Raw genomic sequence first — 15,751 nt, forward strand, 5'->3', positions numbered from 1 at the left:
TCCGATCTCTCGTTAGCGGGAGGCGAATTCTACAGCGTTACACGCTGCTGTCAACACCTCTTTTTCTCCGCTTTCGACCGAGAAGATCGAACCGTTGAAAGCACCAAAAGAACCGGCATTTCCAACTGCTTCCAGGCTTCGATGAACTGAAGCGACCCGCCTTCGAAACCTACCTAACTCATTGAATCTCAAGGAGTTTTCCGTTTCGACTGCGCCGGAAGTGGGGCGAATTATAGAGACTCAGAATTTGCCGTCAACCCTTATTTTCATAAATCTGTCATATCGGTCAAAAAAGCCCCGACACGCGAAGGCCGACCTTAAAAGGTCGGCCTTCGTTGCACTGCCCTTCTACTTACAAGCTAGGGAATGCGAATTGCGAAGCCTCATGGCTCGCACGCTGCGGCCAGCGCTGGGTGATCGCCTTGCGACGGGTATAGAAGCGCACACCATCCGGACCATAGGCATGCAGATCGCCGAACAGCGAACGCTTCCAACCACCGAAGCTGTGGTAAGCCACTGGCACCGGCAATGGAACGTTGACGCCGACCATGCCGACTTCGATCTCGTCGCAGAACAGACGCGCCGCTTCACCGTCACGGGTGAAGATGCAAGTGCCGTTGCCGTATTCGTGATCGTTGATCAGTTGCATCGCCTCTTCCAGGCTGTTCACCCGGACGACGCACAGCACCGGCCCGAAGATCTCTTCTTTATAGATACGCATCTCAGGAGTGACGTTGTCGAACAGGCAGCCCCCCAGGAAGAAGCCTTCTTCATGACCGGCAACGCTCAGACCACGTCCGTCGACCACCAGGGTCGCGCCCGCCGCCACGCCGTCTTCGACATAGCCGCTGACCTTGTCGCGCGCCTGACCGGTAACCAGCGGCCCCATGTCCAGACCACACGAAGTGCCGGCACCGATTTTCAGCGCCTTGATCTGAGGAACCAGTTTGGCCACCAGTGCATCCGCCACCTGATCGCCCACACACACGGCTACCGAAATCGCCATGCAGCGCTCGCCGCAAGAACCGTAAGCCGCGCCCATCAGTGCGCTGACCGCGTTGTCCAGATCCGCATCCGGCATCAGCACCGCGTGGTTCTTCGCGCCGCCCAGTGCCTGAACGCGTTTGCCGCGCTTGGTGCCTTCGGCATAGATGTATTCGGCAATCGGCGTCGAACCCACGAAGCTCAGCGCTTTGACTTCCGGCGCTTCGATCAGCGCGTCCACCGCAGTCTTGTCACCGTGCACCACGCTCAGCACACCTTTCGGCAGGCCTGCTTCCAGCAGCAGTTGTGCGATCAGCAGGGTCGAGCTCGGATCACGCTCGGACGGCTTGAGGATAAAGCAGTTGCCGCAGACGATCGCCAGCGGATACATCCACAGCGGCACCATCGCCGGGAAGTTGAACGGGGTGATACCGGCCACCACGCCCAGCGGCTGGAAGTCCGACCACGCATCGATGTTCGGGCCGACGTTGCGGCTGTACTCGCCCTTGAGGATTTCCGGCGCTGCGCAGGCGAACTCGACGTTCTCGATACCACGCTTCAGTTCACCGGCAGCGTCTTCCAGGGTCTTGCCGTGTTCTTCGCTGATCAATTGCGAGATACGTGCTTCGTTTTGCTCCAGCAATTGCTTGAAGCGGAACATCACCTGAGCACGTTTGGCCGGTGGCGTGTTACGCCAGGCCGGGAACGCAGCCTTGGCGGCATCGATGGCGTGCTGGATGGTTTCGCGAGTCGCCAGCGGCAGTTTGTGGATAGCCTGACCGGTAGACGGGTTGAACACATCGACCGCGCGACCGTTCTCGGTCACCAGTTCGCCATTGATCAAATGCGGGATAACGCTCATCGGGGAACTCCTGAATTCTTGTGCGCAGACGCCCGGAAGGGCGCCTGCTATTGGCGTATCTATATAGAAGGAAAAATCAGTCGAGCTTGTTCAGCACTTCGCCGACCGCGTCGAACAGACGATCAAGGTCCTGCGGCTTGCTGTTGAAGGTTGGGCCGAACTGCAGGGTGTCGCCACCGAAGCGCACGTAGAACCCGGCTTTCCACAACGCCATACCGGCTTCGAACGGACGCACGATGGCGTCGCCGTCACGGCCCGCAATCTGGATCGCACCGGCCAGGCCGAAGTTGCGAATGTCGATGACGTTCTTCGCGCCTTTCAGACCATGCAGAGCATTTTCGAAATGCGGTGCGACTTCGGCCACGCTCTGCACCAGGTTTTCCTTTTGCAGCAGGTCGAGAGCTGCCAAGCCAGCGGCGCAAGCCACCGGGTGCGCCGAGTAGGTGTAGCCGTGCGGGAATTCCACGGCGTATTCCGGGGTCGGCTGGTTCATGAAGGTCTGGTAGATCTCGGAGCTGGCAATCACCGCGCCCATCGGGATCGCGCCGTTAGTGACTTGCTTGGCGATGCACATCAGGTCCGGGGTCACGCCGAACGTGGTGGCGCCGAACATGGTGCCGGTACGGCCGAACCCGGTAATCACTTCGTCGAATACCAGCAGGATGTTGTGCTGGTCGCAGATTTCACGCAGACGCTTGAGGTAGCCCTGTGGCGGAACCAGCACGCCAGCGGAACCGGCCATCGGCTCAACGAACACCGCTGCGATGTTCGACGCATCGTGCAGTTCGATCAGCTTCAGCAGCTCATCGGCCAGGGCGATACCGCCCTGCTCCGGCATGCCACGGGAGAACGCATTGCTCGCCAGCAAAGTGTGCGGCAGGTGATCGACATCCATCATCGCCTGACCGAACAGCTTGCGGTTGCCGTTGACGCCGCCGAGGCTGGTGCCGGCGATGTTCACACCGTGGTAGCCACGGGCGCGGCCGATCATCTTGGTCTTGGTCGACTGGCCTTTGAGGCGCCAGTAAGCGCGGACCATTTTCACCGCGGTATCGGCGCATTCGGAACCGGAGTCAGTGAAGAACACGTGGTTCAGGTTACCCGGGGTCAGATCGGTGATTTTCTCCGCCAGCTGGAACGACAGCGGGTGGCCGTACTGGAAGCCCGGCGAGTAATCGAGGGTGCCCAACTGCTTGGCCACCGCTTCCTGGATTTCCTTGCGGGTATGCCCGGCGCCGCAGGTCCACAGACCGGACAGCGAGTCGTACACCTTGCGGCCCTTGTCGTCGATCAGCCAGCTGCCTTCGGCACCAACGATCAGACGCGGGTCGCGCTGGAAGTTGCGGTTGGCGGTGTACGGCATCCAGTGCGCGTCCAGCTTCAGTTGACTGGCCAGTGGCGACGGCGCGTTTTCAGGCATGTTCATCGGGCAAAACCTCGCAGGGCAATAAGCTTCAGAGAGATAGAAAGCGTTGTTGCAGCTAAATTGCCACGCGGATAAAGTCGGTGAAATTCAACTCTTCTAACCTTCAGTTAGAACTCTGCTAAACAATGAGAACATCAGCATGAGCAGCCGCCGCCCCGATCCACTGGCCCAGGTCAGTGACTTTGATATTCGCCTGCTGCGGATTTTTCGCAGCGTGGTGGAGTGCGGCGGCTTCTCGGCGGCGGAAACCGTACTCGGCATCGGTCGCTCGGCGATCAGCCAGCAGATGAGCGATCTGGAACAACGCCTCGGCCTGCGCCTTTGCCAACGCGGGCGCGCCGGTTTCTCCCTGACCGAAGAGGGTCGTGAGGTTTACCAGTCGGCGCTGCAGCTGTTGAGTGCACTGGAGAGCTTTCGCACCGAGGTCAACGGCCTGCATCAGCACCTGCGCGGCGAGTTGATCATCGGCCTGACCGACAACCTCGTCACCCTGCCCCACATGCGCATCACCCACGCGCTCGCGCAGTTGAAGGAGCGCGGGCCGGACGTGCAGATCCAGATCCGCATGATCGCTCCCAATGAAGTCGAGCAAGGCGTGCTCGATGGGCGCCTGCATGTCGGCGTGGTGCCGCAGGCCAGTGCGTTGTCGGGACTGGAATATCAGCCGCTGTACAGCGAACGCTCGCTGCTTTATTGCGCGGTCGGCCATCCGCTGTTTTACGTTGACGATAAACAGTTGGATGAAGAGCGCCTCAACAGCCAGGACGCCATCGCCCCGACCTTCCGTTTGCCGGCGGAGATCCAGGCGCACTATCAGGCCCTCAATTGCACCGCCAGCGCTTCCGACCGCGAAGGCATGGCGTTCCTGATTCTGACCGGGCGTTACATCGGTTACCTGCCGGATCACTACGCCAGTCTCTGGGTACAACAAGGTCGCTTGCGCGCACTCAAGGCCAGCACCCGCTTCTATGATTTGAGCCTGGCTTCGGTCACCCGCAAGGGCCGCCGCCCTCATCTGGTACTGGAAAACTTTCTCGAAAGCCTCGCAGCCACCCGCTGACGACCGGGGTTTTATTCGCCCGGGGCTTGTCCCGCGCCGGTGGTTGCGCTATCAACGCAACTGGTTGCACCCCACAGACCAACCCGGAAGTGCCTATGACCTTTGAAGTCCCCGCTCACGGCGGCAAACCTGCCAGCCGCATTCGTCAGAAGAATGAAGAGACCATCATCAAAGCCGCCGAAGACGAGTTCGCCCGTCACGGGTACAAAGGCACGAGCATGAACACCATCGCCACCAAGGCCGGACTGCCCAAGGCGAATCTGCATTACTACTTCAGCAACAAGCTCGGGTTGTACGTGGCGGTGCTGAGCAACATCCTTCAATTGTGGGACAGCACCTTCAACTCCCTCACGGCCGAGGACGATCCGGCCGAAGCGCTGACCCGCTACATCCGCGCGAAAATGGAATTCTCCCGTCGCCAGCCGCAAGCGTCGCGGATCTTCGCGATGGAAGTGATCAGCGGCGGCGAATGCCTGACCGAATATTTCAACCAGGATTACCGCGCCTGGTTCCAGGGCCGCGCCGGCGTTTTCCAGGCCTGGATCGACGCGGGCAAAATGGATCCGGTCGACCCGGTGCACCTGATCTTCCTGTTGTGGGGCAGCACCCAGCATTACGCCGACTTCGCCACCCAGATCTGCCGGGTGACCGGTCGCAGCAAGTTGACCAAACAGGATATGGAAGACGCCGGCAACAATCTGATCCGCATCATTCTCAAAGGCTGCGGCCTCACTGCTTCTATATAAGTCGTTTTATGCCATTCACCCTCAGCGGCTTTTGCGAGTTCCGCGAAGAAATCCGCAAAAGCCGTTTCATCACTTTCGCCGCGCCGATCGGCAGCCCCGCTGAGGCGCAAGCCTTCATCGAGCAGCACAGCGACTTGAACGCTTCGCACAATTGCTGGGCGTGGAAACTCGGCGACCAGTACCGCAGCAACGACGACGGTGAACCCGGCGGCACTGCCGGGCGACCGATTCTCGCGGCCATCGAAGCGCAGGACTGCGATCAGGTCGCGGTGCTGGTGATCCGTTGGTACGGCGGCATTCAACTGGGCACCGGCGGTCTGGCCCGGGCCTATGGCGGCGGCGCCAACAAATGCCTGCAGGCAGCGCCGAAGATCGAGTTGATCAGTCGCGTGCCCGTGCGTTGCGCCTGCGCCTTTGGCGAACTGGCGCTGGTTAAACTGCGGGTCGCGGATCTGGGCGGATTGGTGGTCGAGGAAAACTTCACCGCCAATGGTGTCGAGCTGCAACTGGCCGTGGGTGAAGCGCACATCGAGCAGTTGCAGAATCAGTTGGCCGATCTGAGCCGTGGGCGAATCCTGCTGCAGCGTTGAAGCCCCGCCATTTTTTAGGGCACAAGCCGATTTGCTTATACCCGAGACTTGCCCACATCCGCTGTGCACCCGGCTGTGGATAACCTGAGCACAGGAGGCTGTAACCCTTCTGTCACGTGGCTTTGCGGGATTTGCTCACTTTTCGTCCAATCGCCCATCACAACGAACAATTTCACGTAAAAACAATCGCTTAGCGTTGTTTATCGCTTTTAGAAGAAAGCCCGGCAGTGCTTATGCCCGCGATTTTGTCTTGCGCACAAATACTGTGGAGCAACCTGTGGATAAGCCGTTCATGGCTGGCGCAGTCGCAGGTTCTGCATGGCTTTGGCGAGGTTGTTCGTTTTTTGATCAGCCCGGTGCGGGCAAAACTGGAGCCTGATCAAAGGCTTTGCCCTCAAGTGGTGCCGCGCAAGACGTCGAATTCATTTCACAGGCTCTACGCCACAGGCTGGCAAACAGCAGTCGCCTGCGTTCCTGACTCAATGGCCAGGAAATTGCTTTATCCACAGGCACAACTCCAAGCGACCCGAGCCTGTCATGCCAAACCCCACGTCCACACCGCGCCTGCAACTGCGCCACATCAGCAAACGTTATCCCGGTTGCCTCGCCAATGACGCCATCGACCTGAGCATCGCCCCCGGTGAAATCCACGCGCTGCTCGGTGAAAACGGTGCAGGCAAAAGCACGTTGATGAAGATCATCTACGGCGTCACCCAGGCCGATTCGGGCGAGATGCTGTGGCAGGGTCAACCGGTGAGCATGCGCAATCCGGCCCAGGCGCGGCAGTTGGGCATCGGCATGGTGTTCCAGCACTTCTCGCTGTTCGAGACTTTGAGCGTGGCGCAAAACATTGCATTGGCGATGGGTGCAGCGGCCGGTTCGCCGAAACAGCTTGAGGCGAAAATCCGTGAAGTGTCGCGCCGATATGGCATGGCGCTGGAACCCCAGCGACTTGTCCACAGCCTGTCGATCGGCGAGCGGCAACGAGTCGAGATCGTTCGTTGCCTGATGCAGGACATTCGCCTGCTGATTCTCGATGAGCCGACCTCGGTGCTCACGCCGCAGGAAGCCGACGAGTTGTTCATCACCCTGCGCCGGCTCGCGGCCGAGGGCTGCAGCATTCTGTTCATCAGCCACAAACTCGGCGAGGTGCGCGCCTTGTGCCACAGCGCCACGGTATTGCGTGGTGGCCGAGTGGCCGGGCATTGCGTACCGGCCGACTGCACTGATCGGCAACTGGCGCAATTGATGGTGGGAGAAGCCGCGACATTGATCGGCGAGTTCACGAAGGTCACCGGTGGCGTGGCGTTCTTGCAGGTCAGTGGATTGAACTGGCACAACCCGGATCCGTTCGGCTGCTCCCTGAGCGACATCGATCTGCAGGTGCGCAGCGGTGAAATCGTCGGCATCGCCGGCGTGGCGGGCAACGGTCAGGACGAGTTACTCGCCTTGCTCAGCGGCGAACAAACGTTGCCCCGCGAATCAGCGGCAACCATCCGTTTCCGAGAACACCCCGTCGCCGATCGGCGCCCGGATGCGCGACGCAAACTCGGCCTGGCGTTCGTCCCCGCCGAACGCCTCGGGCATGGCGCGGTGCCGGACATGAGCCTGGCGGACAACGCCCTGCTCACCGCTTTTCAACAAGGCCTGGTCAGCCACGGCTTGATAGAGCGCGGCAAGGTCGAAACCCTCGCCCGAACGATCATCCAGCGCTTCGGCGTGAAAACCCCGGACACCCAGACCGCCGCCCGCAGCCTGTCCGGCGGCAACCTGCAGAAATTCATCCTCGGCCGGGAAATCCTCCAGCAACCGAAACTGCTGATCGCCGCGCACCCGACCTGGGGCGTGGATGTCGGCGCGGCGGCCACCATCCACCGCGCGCTGATTGCCCTGCGCGATGCCGGGGCGGCGATTCTGGTGATCTCCGAAGACCTCGACGAACTGTTCCAGATCAGCGACCGCCTCGGCGCGCTGTGCGGCGGGCGCCTGTCAGCGTTGCAGGACACGGCGCTGACCCGCCTCAGCGACGTCGGCGGCTGGATGGCCGGCCAGTTCGACACCCCTCAATCACAACCGGCCACGGTTTAACGGAGCTTTCCCATGTTGCTTTCCCTCGAACCCCGTGGCCGGCAGTCGCGCCTGATGCTGTGGTGCTCGCCGGTGCTGGCGGCGGCGCTGACGCTGGTCTGCGGATCTTTGCTGTTCGTCGCCCTTGGCCATGATCCGCTGAAGACTTTGCACACCTTGTTGATCGCCCCGATCAGTGACCTGTACGGCGTCTCCGAGCTGCTGGTCAAAACCCTGCCGATTCTGTTGTGTGCGTTGGGCCTCGCAGTGGCCTATCAGGCGCGGATCTGGAACATCGGCGCCGAAGGCCAATTGCTGCTCGGCGCCCTCGCCGGCAGTGCGCTGGCGGTGAACATCATCGATGTGCAAAGCCGTTGGGCGCTGGTGCTGATCCTGCTGACTGGCACGTTCGCCGGCGCCGCGTGGGCCGGCCTCACCGCCTGGTTGCGCACGCGCTTCAACGCCAACGAAATCCTCACCAGCATCATGCTCAATTACATCGCGCTGAACCTGTTGCTGTTCTGCGTACACGGGCCGCTGAAGGATCCGGCCGGATTCAACTTTCCCGAGTCGGCGATGTTCAGCGACGCCAGCCGCCTGCCGCTGTTGATGGAAGACGGGCGGGCACATATCGGCGTGTATTTCGCCTTGCTCGCGCTGGTCGCGGTGTGGGTGTTGCTGCAGAAAAGCTTTGTCGGTTTCCAGATCAAGGTGCTAGGGCTGGACAAGCGTGCGGCAGGGTTTGTCGGGTTTCGCGAAAAGCGGCTGATCTGGCTCGCCCTGCTGATCAGTGGTGGATTGGCCGGGCTCGCCGGTGTCTGCGAAGTCACCGGGCCGATCGGCCAACTGGTGCCGCAGGTCTCGCCGGGCTACGGCTATGCGGCGATCACCGTGGCGTTCCTCGGGCGGCTCAATCCGATCGGCATTCTGTTTTCCAGCCTGTTGATGGCGCTGCTGTACATCGGTGGCGAGAGCGCGCAGATGACGCTGAATCTGCCGCAGGCAATCACTCAGTTGTTCCAGGGAATGATGCTGTTTTTCCTGCTGGCCTGTGACGTGCTGATCCTCTATCGGCCACGTCTTAATCTGCGCTGGGCACGGCGCACTTCTACCACCGCCGTAACCGCCGGAGCGCTGTGATGGATATCGATCTGCTGAGCAATATTTTCTACGCCATGGTGCGCTGCGGTACGCCACTACTCTTGGTGGCGCTGGGTGAATTGATCTGCGAGAAGAGCGGCGTACTCAACCTCGGTCAGGAAGGCATGATGCTGTTTGGCGCGGTGATCGGTTTCATCGTCGCGTTCAACAGCGGCAACCTTTGGTTGGGCGTTGTTTTGGCGATGCTCGCCGGGATGCTGTTGTCATCGCTGTTTGCTCTGGTGGCGCTGGTGTTCAACGCCAATCAGGTGGCAACCGGGCTGGCGCTGACGATTTTTGGCGTGGGCCTGTCGACCTTTGTCGGCGCCGCGTGGGTCGGCAAACCGCTGGCGGGATTCGAGCCGATGGCGATTCCCTACCTGAGCGAAATCCCGCTGATCGGCCGCATGCTGTTTGCCCAGGATCTGCTGGTGTACCTGTCGTTCGCGCTGTTTGCGCTGGTGGCGTGGGTGATCGTGAAAAGCCGTGTCGGGCTGATCGTTCAAGCGGTCGGCGAGAATCCTGATGCGGCCAGTGCCATGGGCTTGCCGGTGCTGACCGTGCGCACACTGGCGGTATTGTTCGGCGGGGCGATGGCCGGACTGGCCGGCGCTTATCTGTCGCTGGCGTACACGCCGATGTGGGCCGAGAACATGACCGCCGGACGCGGCTGGATCGCGCTGGCGCTGGTGGTGTTCGCCAGTTGGCGGGTGTGGCGGTTGCTGCTCGGCGCGTATCTGTTCGGACTCGCCAGCATCCTGCACCTGGTGGCGCAGGGGTTGGGGCTGGCGATTCCTTCGAGTCTGCTGGCGATGTTGCCGTACGTCGCGACGATTCTGGTGCTGGTGCTGTTGTCGCGCGATGCAGTGCGTACACGGTTGTATGCGCCGGTGTCACTGGGGCAGCCGTGGCAGGCCGGGCGCTAAGCCGTTACGGCTCGCGACAGCGGCCGAACCGGAAACGCCTGAGCAATGCCCCACGCCACTTCGAGAACCAGGAAACCCACCACCAACGAGCTGGCGCCGTGGGCCACGGCATACGTCATCCATCCGGCGAAGAGAAATCGCGTCACCGCGTCATAGCGCCCATAAACCGGCTGCGGATCACGAATCCGCAGCACCGCCCACATGCACACCACCGAACCGAACAAATTGGCTATCAACCGATGTGCAGGTTCGAACGGCGGCAGCTCGCCGGGCAGCTCCAGCGCCTGACTGAGCGCCGTCAGCAACCCATGCAACACAGCAAAACTCCACGGCGTGACAAACGCCGCCGTCACGATCAAGTCATACCAGGCGCTGACGCGCACCACCTGCCGATACTGCGTTGAAGTCCACATCATCCTTGCTCCGAAAATTCAGGGAGCAACTACGGTAAAGCCTGGAGTATGCTCCAGGGTCAAACACTTTCGAGACCAGCAAGATGCGCATCGGTGAGTTGGCCCAGGCCTGCGATGTCAGCCGTGACACGCTGCGTTTTTACGAGCAGCGCGGATTGATCGCGGCGCAACGCAGCGCCAACGGTTATCGCGACTATCCGCCGGAGATGGTGCAACTGGTGCTCTATATCAAAACGGCGCAGCGTCTGGGCTTTACCCTCGGCGAGATCGGCAACAGCGTTGGCGCGCTGTGGCAATCGCCAAACCCCGACACCACCGTCACGCAACTGCTGCAAGACAAACTCAAGCTGGTCGAAACCCGCATGGCCGAGCTCGGTGAGTTGCGCCAGGAATTGCAACATCGGCTCGGTCAACGTTGTCCATTGAACCCGTGATCTTTCAACCTTCTAGGAAAGCCAATCATGTCCGCACTGAATCCTGCCAAGCACGCACTGATCATCGGCGCCTCCCGGGGCCTGGGCCTGGGTCTGGTGAAAACCCTGCTGGCCGACGGCTGGCAAGTCACCGCCACGGTTCGCAATCCTGCCAACGCCGAGGCTCTCAAAGCACTGGGCAACGTGCAAATCGAAAAACTCGACATGGACGACCAGCAAGCGGTAATCGCCCTGAGCCAGAAGCTCAAGGGCGAGACCTTTGACCTGCTGTTCGTCAACGCCGGAGTCAAAGGCCCTGACGTGCAAACTCCGGGCGGCGCGACGCTGGCGGAAGTCGGTCAGTTGTTCTTCACCAACGCGGTGGCACCGATCAATCTGGCCCAGCGCTTCGTCGGGCAGATCCGCGACGGCAGCGGCGTGCTGGCGTTCATGAGTTCGGTGCTCGGCAGTGTGACCATGCCCGACGCGCCGGAACTGGCGCTGTACAAGGCCAGCAAGGCGGCGCTGAACTCGATGACCAACAGCTTCGTCACGCAGTTGGGCGAGCAGAAACTCACGGTGCTGTCGCTGCATCCGGGCTGGGTGAAAACCGACATGGGCGGCGAAGGTGCCGACATCGACGTGGAGACCAGCACCCGTGGCCTGGTGGATCAGGTGGACGCGTTTGCCGGCAAGGGCGGCCATCATTTCGTGAACTACAAGGGTGAAACCATTCCCTGGTAATCACTGAACCCTGTGGGGGGCTTGCCCCCGCAGGGTTATCCCGGTGTCTGGTCGGGTTGGGCTTGCCCGTCGCAACATTTTGTTCGAAACTCCGCACCTCGCCCCTCGCGGCGACCCTGGATCAGCAGACAGGGCAACACTGAGCTGGCAACCCTGAACCCCACTTTCAGAGGAGCCGGCCACAATGCCTGCGACCCGTACCTGGTTAAAAAATCCCCTCGCCATTTTCACGGCCAACGGTCTCGATGCCCGTGGCGGTCTGGTGCTGCAAGACGGTGTGATCACCGAAGTGCTCGGCGCCGGCCAGCAACCTTCCGCCCCATGCAATGAAGTGTTCGACGCCCGTGAACACGTGATCCTGCCGGGCCTGATCAACACCCATCATCACTTCTATCAGACCCTGACCCGCGCCTGGGCGCCGGTGGTCAATCAGCCGTTGTTCCCGTGGCTGAAAACCCTCTACCCGGTGTGGGCGCGCCTGACGCCTGAAAAACTCGCCCTCGCCACCAAAGTCGCGCTGGCCGAGTTGCTGTTGTCGGGTTGCACCACCGCCGCCGACCACCATTACCTGTTCCCGAATGGTCTGGAAAACGCCATCGACGTGCAAGTCGAAAGCGTGCGCGAACTGGGCATGCGCGCGATGCTCACCCGCGGTTCGATGAGCCTCGGCGAGAAGGACGGCGGCCTGCCTCCGCAGCAGACCGTGCAGGAAGGCCAAGTGATTCTCGACGACAGCCAGCGCCTGATTCACGAGTACCACGAACGTGGCGACGGCGCGCAAATCCAGATCGCCCTGGCACCGTGCTCGCCGTTCTCGGTGACCCCGGAAATCATGTCCGCCAGCGCCGAACTGGCGAACAAACTTGATGTGCGTCTGCACACCCACCTCGCCGAAACCCTCGACGAAGAAGACTTCTGCCTGCAACGCTTCGGCCTGCGCACCGTGGATTATCTGGACAGCGTCGGCTGGCTCGGCCCGCGCACCTGGCTGGCCCACGGCATCCATTTCAACCCCGACGAAATCGCCCGCCTCGGCGCGGCCGGCACCGGTATCTGCCATTGCCCGAGCTCGAACATGCGTCTGGCGTCCGGCATCTGCCCGAGTATCGATCTGACCGATGCCGGCGCGTTGTTCGGTATCGGTGTGGATGGCTCGGCGTCCAACGATGCGTCGAACATGATCCTCGAAGCGCGTCAGGCCCTGTACATCCAGCGCCTGCGTTATGGCGCCGAGAAGATCACCCCGGAACGCGTGCTGGGCTGGGCGACCAAGGGCTCGGCGAGCTTGTTGGGCCGCACCGATATCGGTGAATTGGCGGTGGGCAAGCAGGCGGATCTGGCATTGTTCAAGCTCGATGAGCTGCGCTTCTCCGGCAGTCATGACCCGATCTCGGCGTTGCTGTTGTGCGGTGCGGACCGAGCGGATCGCGTGATGGTCGGCGGCAAGTGGCGCGTGGTTGACGGGCAGGTTGAAGGCCTGGATCTCAAAGGCCTGATTGCCGATCACAGCCAAGCGGCTCGGCAGTTGATTGCCGGCACCTGATCTCCCCCCTCTGATCGTTCCCACGCTCCGCGTGGGAACGATCAATCACAACCCCAGCAGCGACAACATGATGAACGTCGCAAACAACACAAAGTGGGTCATGCCCTCAATCGCATTGGTCTCGCCGTCATTGAGGTTGATCGCGCTGACGATCAGCGTGATGAAGATCATCACCGTCTGCACCGGCGTCATCGCCATCTGAAACGGCTGCCCCGTGTAGAGCGCCATCGCTTCCATCACCGGCACCGTCAGGATCACCGTCGATAACGAAGCACCCATCGCAATGTTGACCACCGACTGCATGCGGTTGGCCAACGCCGCGCGTAACGCAGTCAGAATCTCCGGCGCCGCCGAAATCGCCGCCACCAGAATCGCCGTGATCACCGGCGGTGCGCCCGTCCCTTCCAGGCCCAGATCGAGGGTCTTGGACATCACCTCGGCCAGTGCGCCGATCACCACCACACCGAACACCAGAATGCCGATCGACAGCGCCAGGCTGACCGGTTTCGGCTCTTGTTCCACGGGCTCTTTCTTGCGACGTTTGTCCGGGTAGCTGTAGCTGAAAAAGTAGCTGTGCGGCCCGACCTGCATGCGCAGGAACAACGCATAAAGCAGCACCATCGCGCCGATGGTGAAGGCCGAATAGATTTTCCAGTTGGCCTCGGGGATGAACTCCGGCACCACCATCGACACGCCCATGGCGGTGAGGATCATCACGCTGTAGCTGCGGGCCGAGTCATCGTTGTAGGACTGCTCACCATGCTTGATCCCGCCCATCAGCGCGGCGAGGCCGAGGATGCCGTTGATGTCGAGCATAATAATTTTGTAGACACGGACACCGGTGTCAAAAGAGGCAGCCTCCCTCTGCTTTGAATAGCCGTTTGGGCGCAAGGAAAAATACGCTTTAAACAGATAATTCGAGGGCGAGGCGCCACAACCAATTTTCTTGCTTTAACGGTACGCTAGTGGCATACTTTTAAAGGTGATTTGACATTTTGTCAAAATAGACACAGGATCCTATTATTCAAGGAGAATCCTGTGCGAACACTTGCCCCCTTCCATACCTACCCAAATCCCAAAAGCCGATTAATTTTCGAAGCTTTCGCGTTGAGTTCTGAAACGGAGCGCTGCACGTGCCCGTAACCTTCCACTACGACTCGAACAGCCATACATGTTCGTTTTTCGCACCGTCGGAGAAAAATGGTAAAGGAGAACGTGAGTTCCGATGCCCAATGGCACCCATAATTACATGGGCGGAATTCAATTCTTATGCTCAAGCAGCAGTGGACAACCTCAAGTCTGAATCACCGGACAGCATCATTGAGCAAGTCGAGATACTGAAAAACATTCAGCGTTACGCAATCGCAGAAAGCACGTCCCTGCCCAAATGCGCCCTGGAATGGGACGAATTCCTTATAGGACATTTTGAATTTACTTTGGATGACTTAGGCCCAAGCGGAAAAAGAACTCCAGAAACCAGAATATCCAGATGGTCAAGTATCGAGCGATTTTATAATAAGCTGCAAACTCATGAGCTTATTCCCAAAGACGCTTACATACCATCCAGGCATTTATCCGATGGCAATAACATGCCGAGGAAACCACGGACACCTGTTGGAAAACTATCAAAACAGATTTCGGAGACAAGTGGACGCTGGAGTAAAGAAGCGCTTGTTAGCAGAGACCTTTGCCTAGATGAAGATGAGTTTCTGTGCCGTATCTCGCAAAGCCTCTGCTCTGCAATTCAAGCAACCATTGACGGATGCTGCGAATATTTGGAAAAGATGAAAACCGCCCACGAGCTAGGACGAAAGCTCATTGAAAAAGTTGACCCCGCCGAATTAAATAGACGCATCACAAGCGGGGACTACTATGCTGATGGAGTTCACGTCGCCGACCCGAAAAGCAAAAATTGCTTGCCATGGGTCTTAGCTGTAGCAAACTACTTCCTCAAAGAAACCGAGCAACTCAACTCTATTAGCTATGTTGCATTATCAAATATTGATTTCTTCAAAGACTTAACTCGCAAGGCGACCAAAGACGAATATTCCAAACTAATTCGTCAAGCCATTGGCCATGTCGGCATACACACTGTCAACTCCACAGAAAACTTTAGCCGACTCCTAGGCCACCTTTCAGCTCGGGATTGTGCTGCAATTGCTTCAATTCTGATGATTGACCAACCAAAATTCCCATCTACAGGCCTTCAAGGTGCCAAGCTAACGACTTCGGAAGGCACACCCTTAATTGAAGTGCAAATCGACGAAAGAGCAATCCAATTCGCCATTGAAAAACCGAGAGCCGATCAATTTCAAGTCGAAACCCTCACCGCTCGAAGCGCCGAGATGAATTTCTAGAAAGAGCGTCAGGCATTGTTGTTCCTCTACTGGAACGGGTCAAAAAGGCTCGAGAGGTATATCGGCTGAGTAGTCGAGGAGAATATGACATCGTGATGGCAGCCAACCTTACTGAGCTGGCCAAGCTGCTCGCTGCCCTAGAAGCGTTTGCGGACGAGTGAGCTTTGCAGCCGTACCAACGCGTTGCCGGACGCTGAAATGATCCAAAAAGAAGTTCTCGAGATGTTGAGTGAGGCCAAAGTGCTTGCACTGAGATTCTATCGGCTGACCGGCAAACCGCTTGGGATTACTAGCGTGGTGGCCGAGTACGAATCGGCTACAAAACTAGCCTCCTGATACATCCTGCAAAAAGGCCGCTGTGCTGGAGCCGCCATCAGCCCGGCGACTCGTAGAATTCAGGGCAACCGTTGAGCAGCGCGCAAGGGATACCTCGCGAGTATGTGGCAGGCGTAATGATCCCCAGATAGGGACATTAACCAG

Annotated in this window: 13 protein-coding genes and 1 pseudogene; 10 read left to right on the forward strand and 4 right to left on the reverse strand. The window is 59.5% G+C overall.

Annotated features, from left to right (window positions below; translation table 11 throughout):
• Positions 1 to 352 precede the first annotated feature (352 nt).
• Both L6D82_RS26715 and aptA read right to left on the reverse strand, forming a co-directional pair.
• Positions 353 to 1,846: a CoA-acylating methylmalonate-semialdehyde dehydrogenase gene (locus L6D82_RS26715; RefSeq protein WP_236191985.1), complete on the reverse strand. Its 1,494-nt coding sequence runs from the start codon at positions 1,844 to 1,846 to the stop codon at positions 353 to 355.
• 76 nt (positions 1,847 to 1,922) lie between these two features.
• Positions 1,923 to 3,272, reverse strand: coding sequence for an omega-aminotransferase AptA (gene aptA, locus L6D82_RS26720; protein ID WP_011332325.1), 1,350 nt, complete (start codon positions 3,270 to 3,272; stop codon positions 1,923 to 1,925).
• A gap of 139 nt (positions 3,273 to 3,411) precedes the next feature.
• Here aptA and L6D82_RS26725 point away from each other — a divergent pair, with 139 nt between their 5' ends.
• The 6 genes from L6D82_RS26725 to L6D82_RS26750 all read left to right on the forward strand — a co-directional run bounded on the left by L6D82_RS26725 (position 3,412) and on the right by L6D82_RS26750 (position 9,801).
• Positions 3,412 to 4,332: a LysR family transcriptional regulator gene (locus tag L6D82_RS26725; RefSeq protein WP_236191986.1), complete on the forward strand. Its 921-nt coding sequence runs from the start codon at positions 3,412 to 3,414 to the stop codon at positions 4,330 to 4,332.
• A gap of 95 nt (positions 4,333 to 4,427) precedes the next feature.
• Entirely contained in the window at positions 4,428 to 5,078 is a 651-nt protein-coding gene (locus L6D82_RS26730; RefSeq protein WP_102688494.1) for a TetR/AcrR family transcriptional regulator, read from the forward strand.
• 8 nt (positions 5,079 to 5,086) lie between these two features.
• Positions 5,087 to 5,668 carry an IMPACT family protein gene (locus L6D82_RS26735; RefSeq protein ID WP_102718463.1) on the forward strand — a complete coding sequence of 194 codons (582 nt, stop codon included), beginning with the start codon at positions 5,087 to 5,089 and terminating at the stop codon, positions 5,666 to 5,668.
• Positions 5,669 to 6,205: 537 nt separating this feature from the next.
• Complete coding sequence (locus L6D82_RS26740; RefSeq protein WP_102718464.1) at positions 6,206 to 7,756, forward strand: ABC transporter ATP-binding protein; 1,551 nt, start codon at positions 6,206 to 6,208, stop codon at positions 7,754 to 7,756.
• Positions 7,757 to 7,768: 12 nt separating this feature from the next.
• Positions 7,769 to 8,875: an ABC transporter permease gene (locus L6D82_RS26745; RefSeq protein ID WP_236191987.1), complete on the forward strand. Its 1,107-nt coding sequence runs from the start codon at positions 7,769 to 7,771 to the stop codon at positions 8,873 to 8,875.
• Positions 8,875 to 9,801: an ABC transporter permease gene (locus L6D82_RS26750; protein ID WP_236191988.1), complete on the forward strand. Its 927-nt coding sequence runs from the start codon at positions 8,875 to 8,877 to the stop codon at positions 9,799 to 9,801. Before L6D82_RS26745 ends, L6D82_RS26750 begins: the two co-directional genes overlap by 1 nt.
• On the opposite strand, the gene L6D82_RS26755 is transcribed toward L6D82_RS26750, so the two are convergent.
• Positions 9,798 to 10,214 (reverse strand): hypothetical protein, encoded by a 417-nt coding sequence (locus L6D82_RS26755; protein ID WP_236191989.1) that lies wholly within the window; start codon positions 10,212 to 10,214, stop codon positions 9,798 to 9,800. The two genes, L6D82_RS26750 and L6D82_RS26755, sit on opposite strands and share 4 nt — an antisense overlap.
• Before the next feature lie 83 nt (positions 10,215 to 10,297).
• Here L6D82_RS26755 and L6D82_RS26760 point away from each other — a divergent pair, with 83 nt between their 5' ends.
• The 3 genes from L6D82_RS26760 to L6D82_RS26770 all read left to right on the forward strand — a co-directional run bounded on the left by L6D82_RS26760 (position 10,298) and on the right by L6D82_RS26770 (position 12,914).
• Complete coding sequence (locus L6D82_RS26760) at positions 10,298 to 10,648, forward strand: MerR family transcriptional regulator (RefSeq protein WP_236191990.1); 351 nt, start codon at positions 10,298 to 10,300, stop codon at positions 10,646 to 10,648.
• Between the two features lie 36 nt (positions 10,649 to 10,684).
• Positions 10,685 to 11,371 carry an SDR family oxidoreductase gene (locus L6D82_RS26765; protein ID WP_236192011.1) on the forward strand — a complete coding sequence of 229 codons (687 nt, stop codon included), beginning with the start codon at positions 10,685 to 10,687 and terminating at the stop codon, positions 11,369 to 11,371.
• A 184-nt stretch (positions 11,372 to 11,555) separates the two neighbouring features.
• A complete protein-coding gene (locus tag L6D82_RS26770; RefSeq protein WP_236191991.1) occupies positions 11,556 to 12,914 on the forward strand; it encodes an 8-oxoguanine deaminase in 1,359 nt (452 codons plus the stop codon).
• 45 nt (positions 12,915 to 12,959) lie between these two features.
• On the opposite strand, the pseudogene L6D82_RS26775 reads toward L6D82_RS26770, so the two are convergent.
• A pseudogene (locus L6D82_RS26775) lies at positions 12,960 to 13,745 on the reverse strand (calcium:cation antiporter); the annotation flags it as partial.
• A 302-nt stretch (positions 13,746 to 14,047) separates the two neighbouring features.
• Here L6D82_RS26775 and L6D82_RS26780 point away from each other — a divergent pair.
• A complete protein-coding gene (locus tag L6D82_RS26780; RefSeq protein WP_236191992.1) occupies positions 14,048 to 15,271 on the forward strand; it encodes a hypothetical protein in 1,224 nt (407 codons plus the stop codon).
• The last annotated feature ends 480 nt before the right edge of the window (positions 15,272 to 15,751 follow it).

It is taken from the genome of Pseudomonas paraglycinae (assembly GCF_021601625.1).
GTDB classification, from domain to species: domain Bacteria; phylum Pseudomonadota; class Gammaproteobacteria; order Pseudomonadales; family Pseudomonadaceae; genus Aquipseudomonas; species Aquipseudomonas paraglycinae.

Coding starts and splice junctions, on each gene's coding strand:
- L6D82_RS26715 (WP_236191985.1), bottom strand. CDS start 1,846: ATGAGCGTTATCCCGCATTTGATCAATGGCGAACTGGTGACCGAGAAC.
- aptA (WP_011332325.1), bottom strand. CDS start 3,272: ATGAACATGCCTGAAAACGCGCCGTCGCCACTGGCCAGTCAACTGAAG.
- L6D82_RS26725 (WP_236191986.1), top strand. CDS start 3,412: ATGAGCAGCCGCCGCCCCGATCCACTGGCCCAGGTCAGTGACTTTGAT.
- L6D82_RS26730 (WP_102688494.1), top strand. CDS start 4,428: ATGACCTTTGAAGTCCCCGCTCACGGCGGCAAACCTGCCAGCCGCATT.
- L6D82_RS26735 (WP_102718463.1), top strand. CDS start 5,087: ATGCCATTCACCCTCAGCGGCTTTTGCGAGTTCCGCGAAGAAATCCGC.
- L6D82_RS26740 (WP_102718464.1), top strand. CDS start 6,206: ATGCCAAACCCCACGTCCACACCGCGCCTGCAACTGCGCCACATCAGC.
- L6D82_RS26745 (WP_236191987.1), top strand. CDS start 7,769: ATGTTGCTTTCCCTCGAACCCCGTGGCCGGCAGTCGCGCCTGATGCTG.
- L6D82_RS26750 (WP_236191988.1), top strand. CDS start 8,875: ATGGATATCGATCTGCTGAGCAATATTTTCTACGCCATGGTGCGCTGC.
- L6D82_RS26755 (WP_236191989.1), bottom strand. CDS start 10,214: ATGTGGACTTCAACGCAGTATCGGCAGGTGGTGCGCGTCAGCGCCTGG.
- L6D82_RS26760 (WP_236191990.1), top strand. CDS start 10,298: ATGCGCATCGGTGAGTTGGCCCAGGCCTGCGATGTCAGCCGTGACACG.
- L6D82_RS26770 (WP_236191991.1), top strand. CDS start 11,556: ATGCCTGCGACCCGTACCTGGTTAAAAAATCCCCTCGCCATTTTCACG.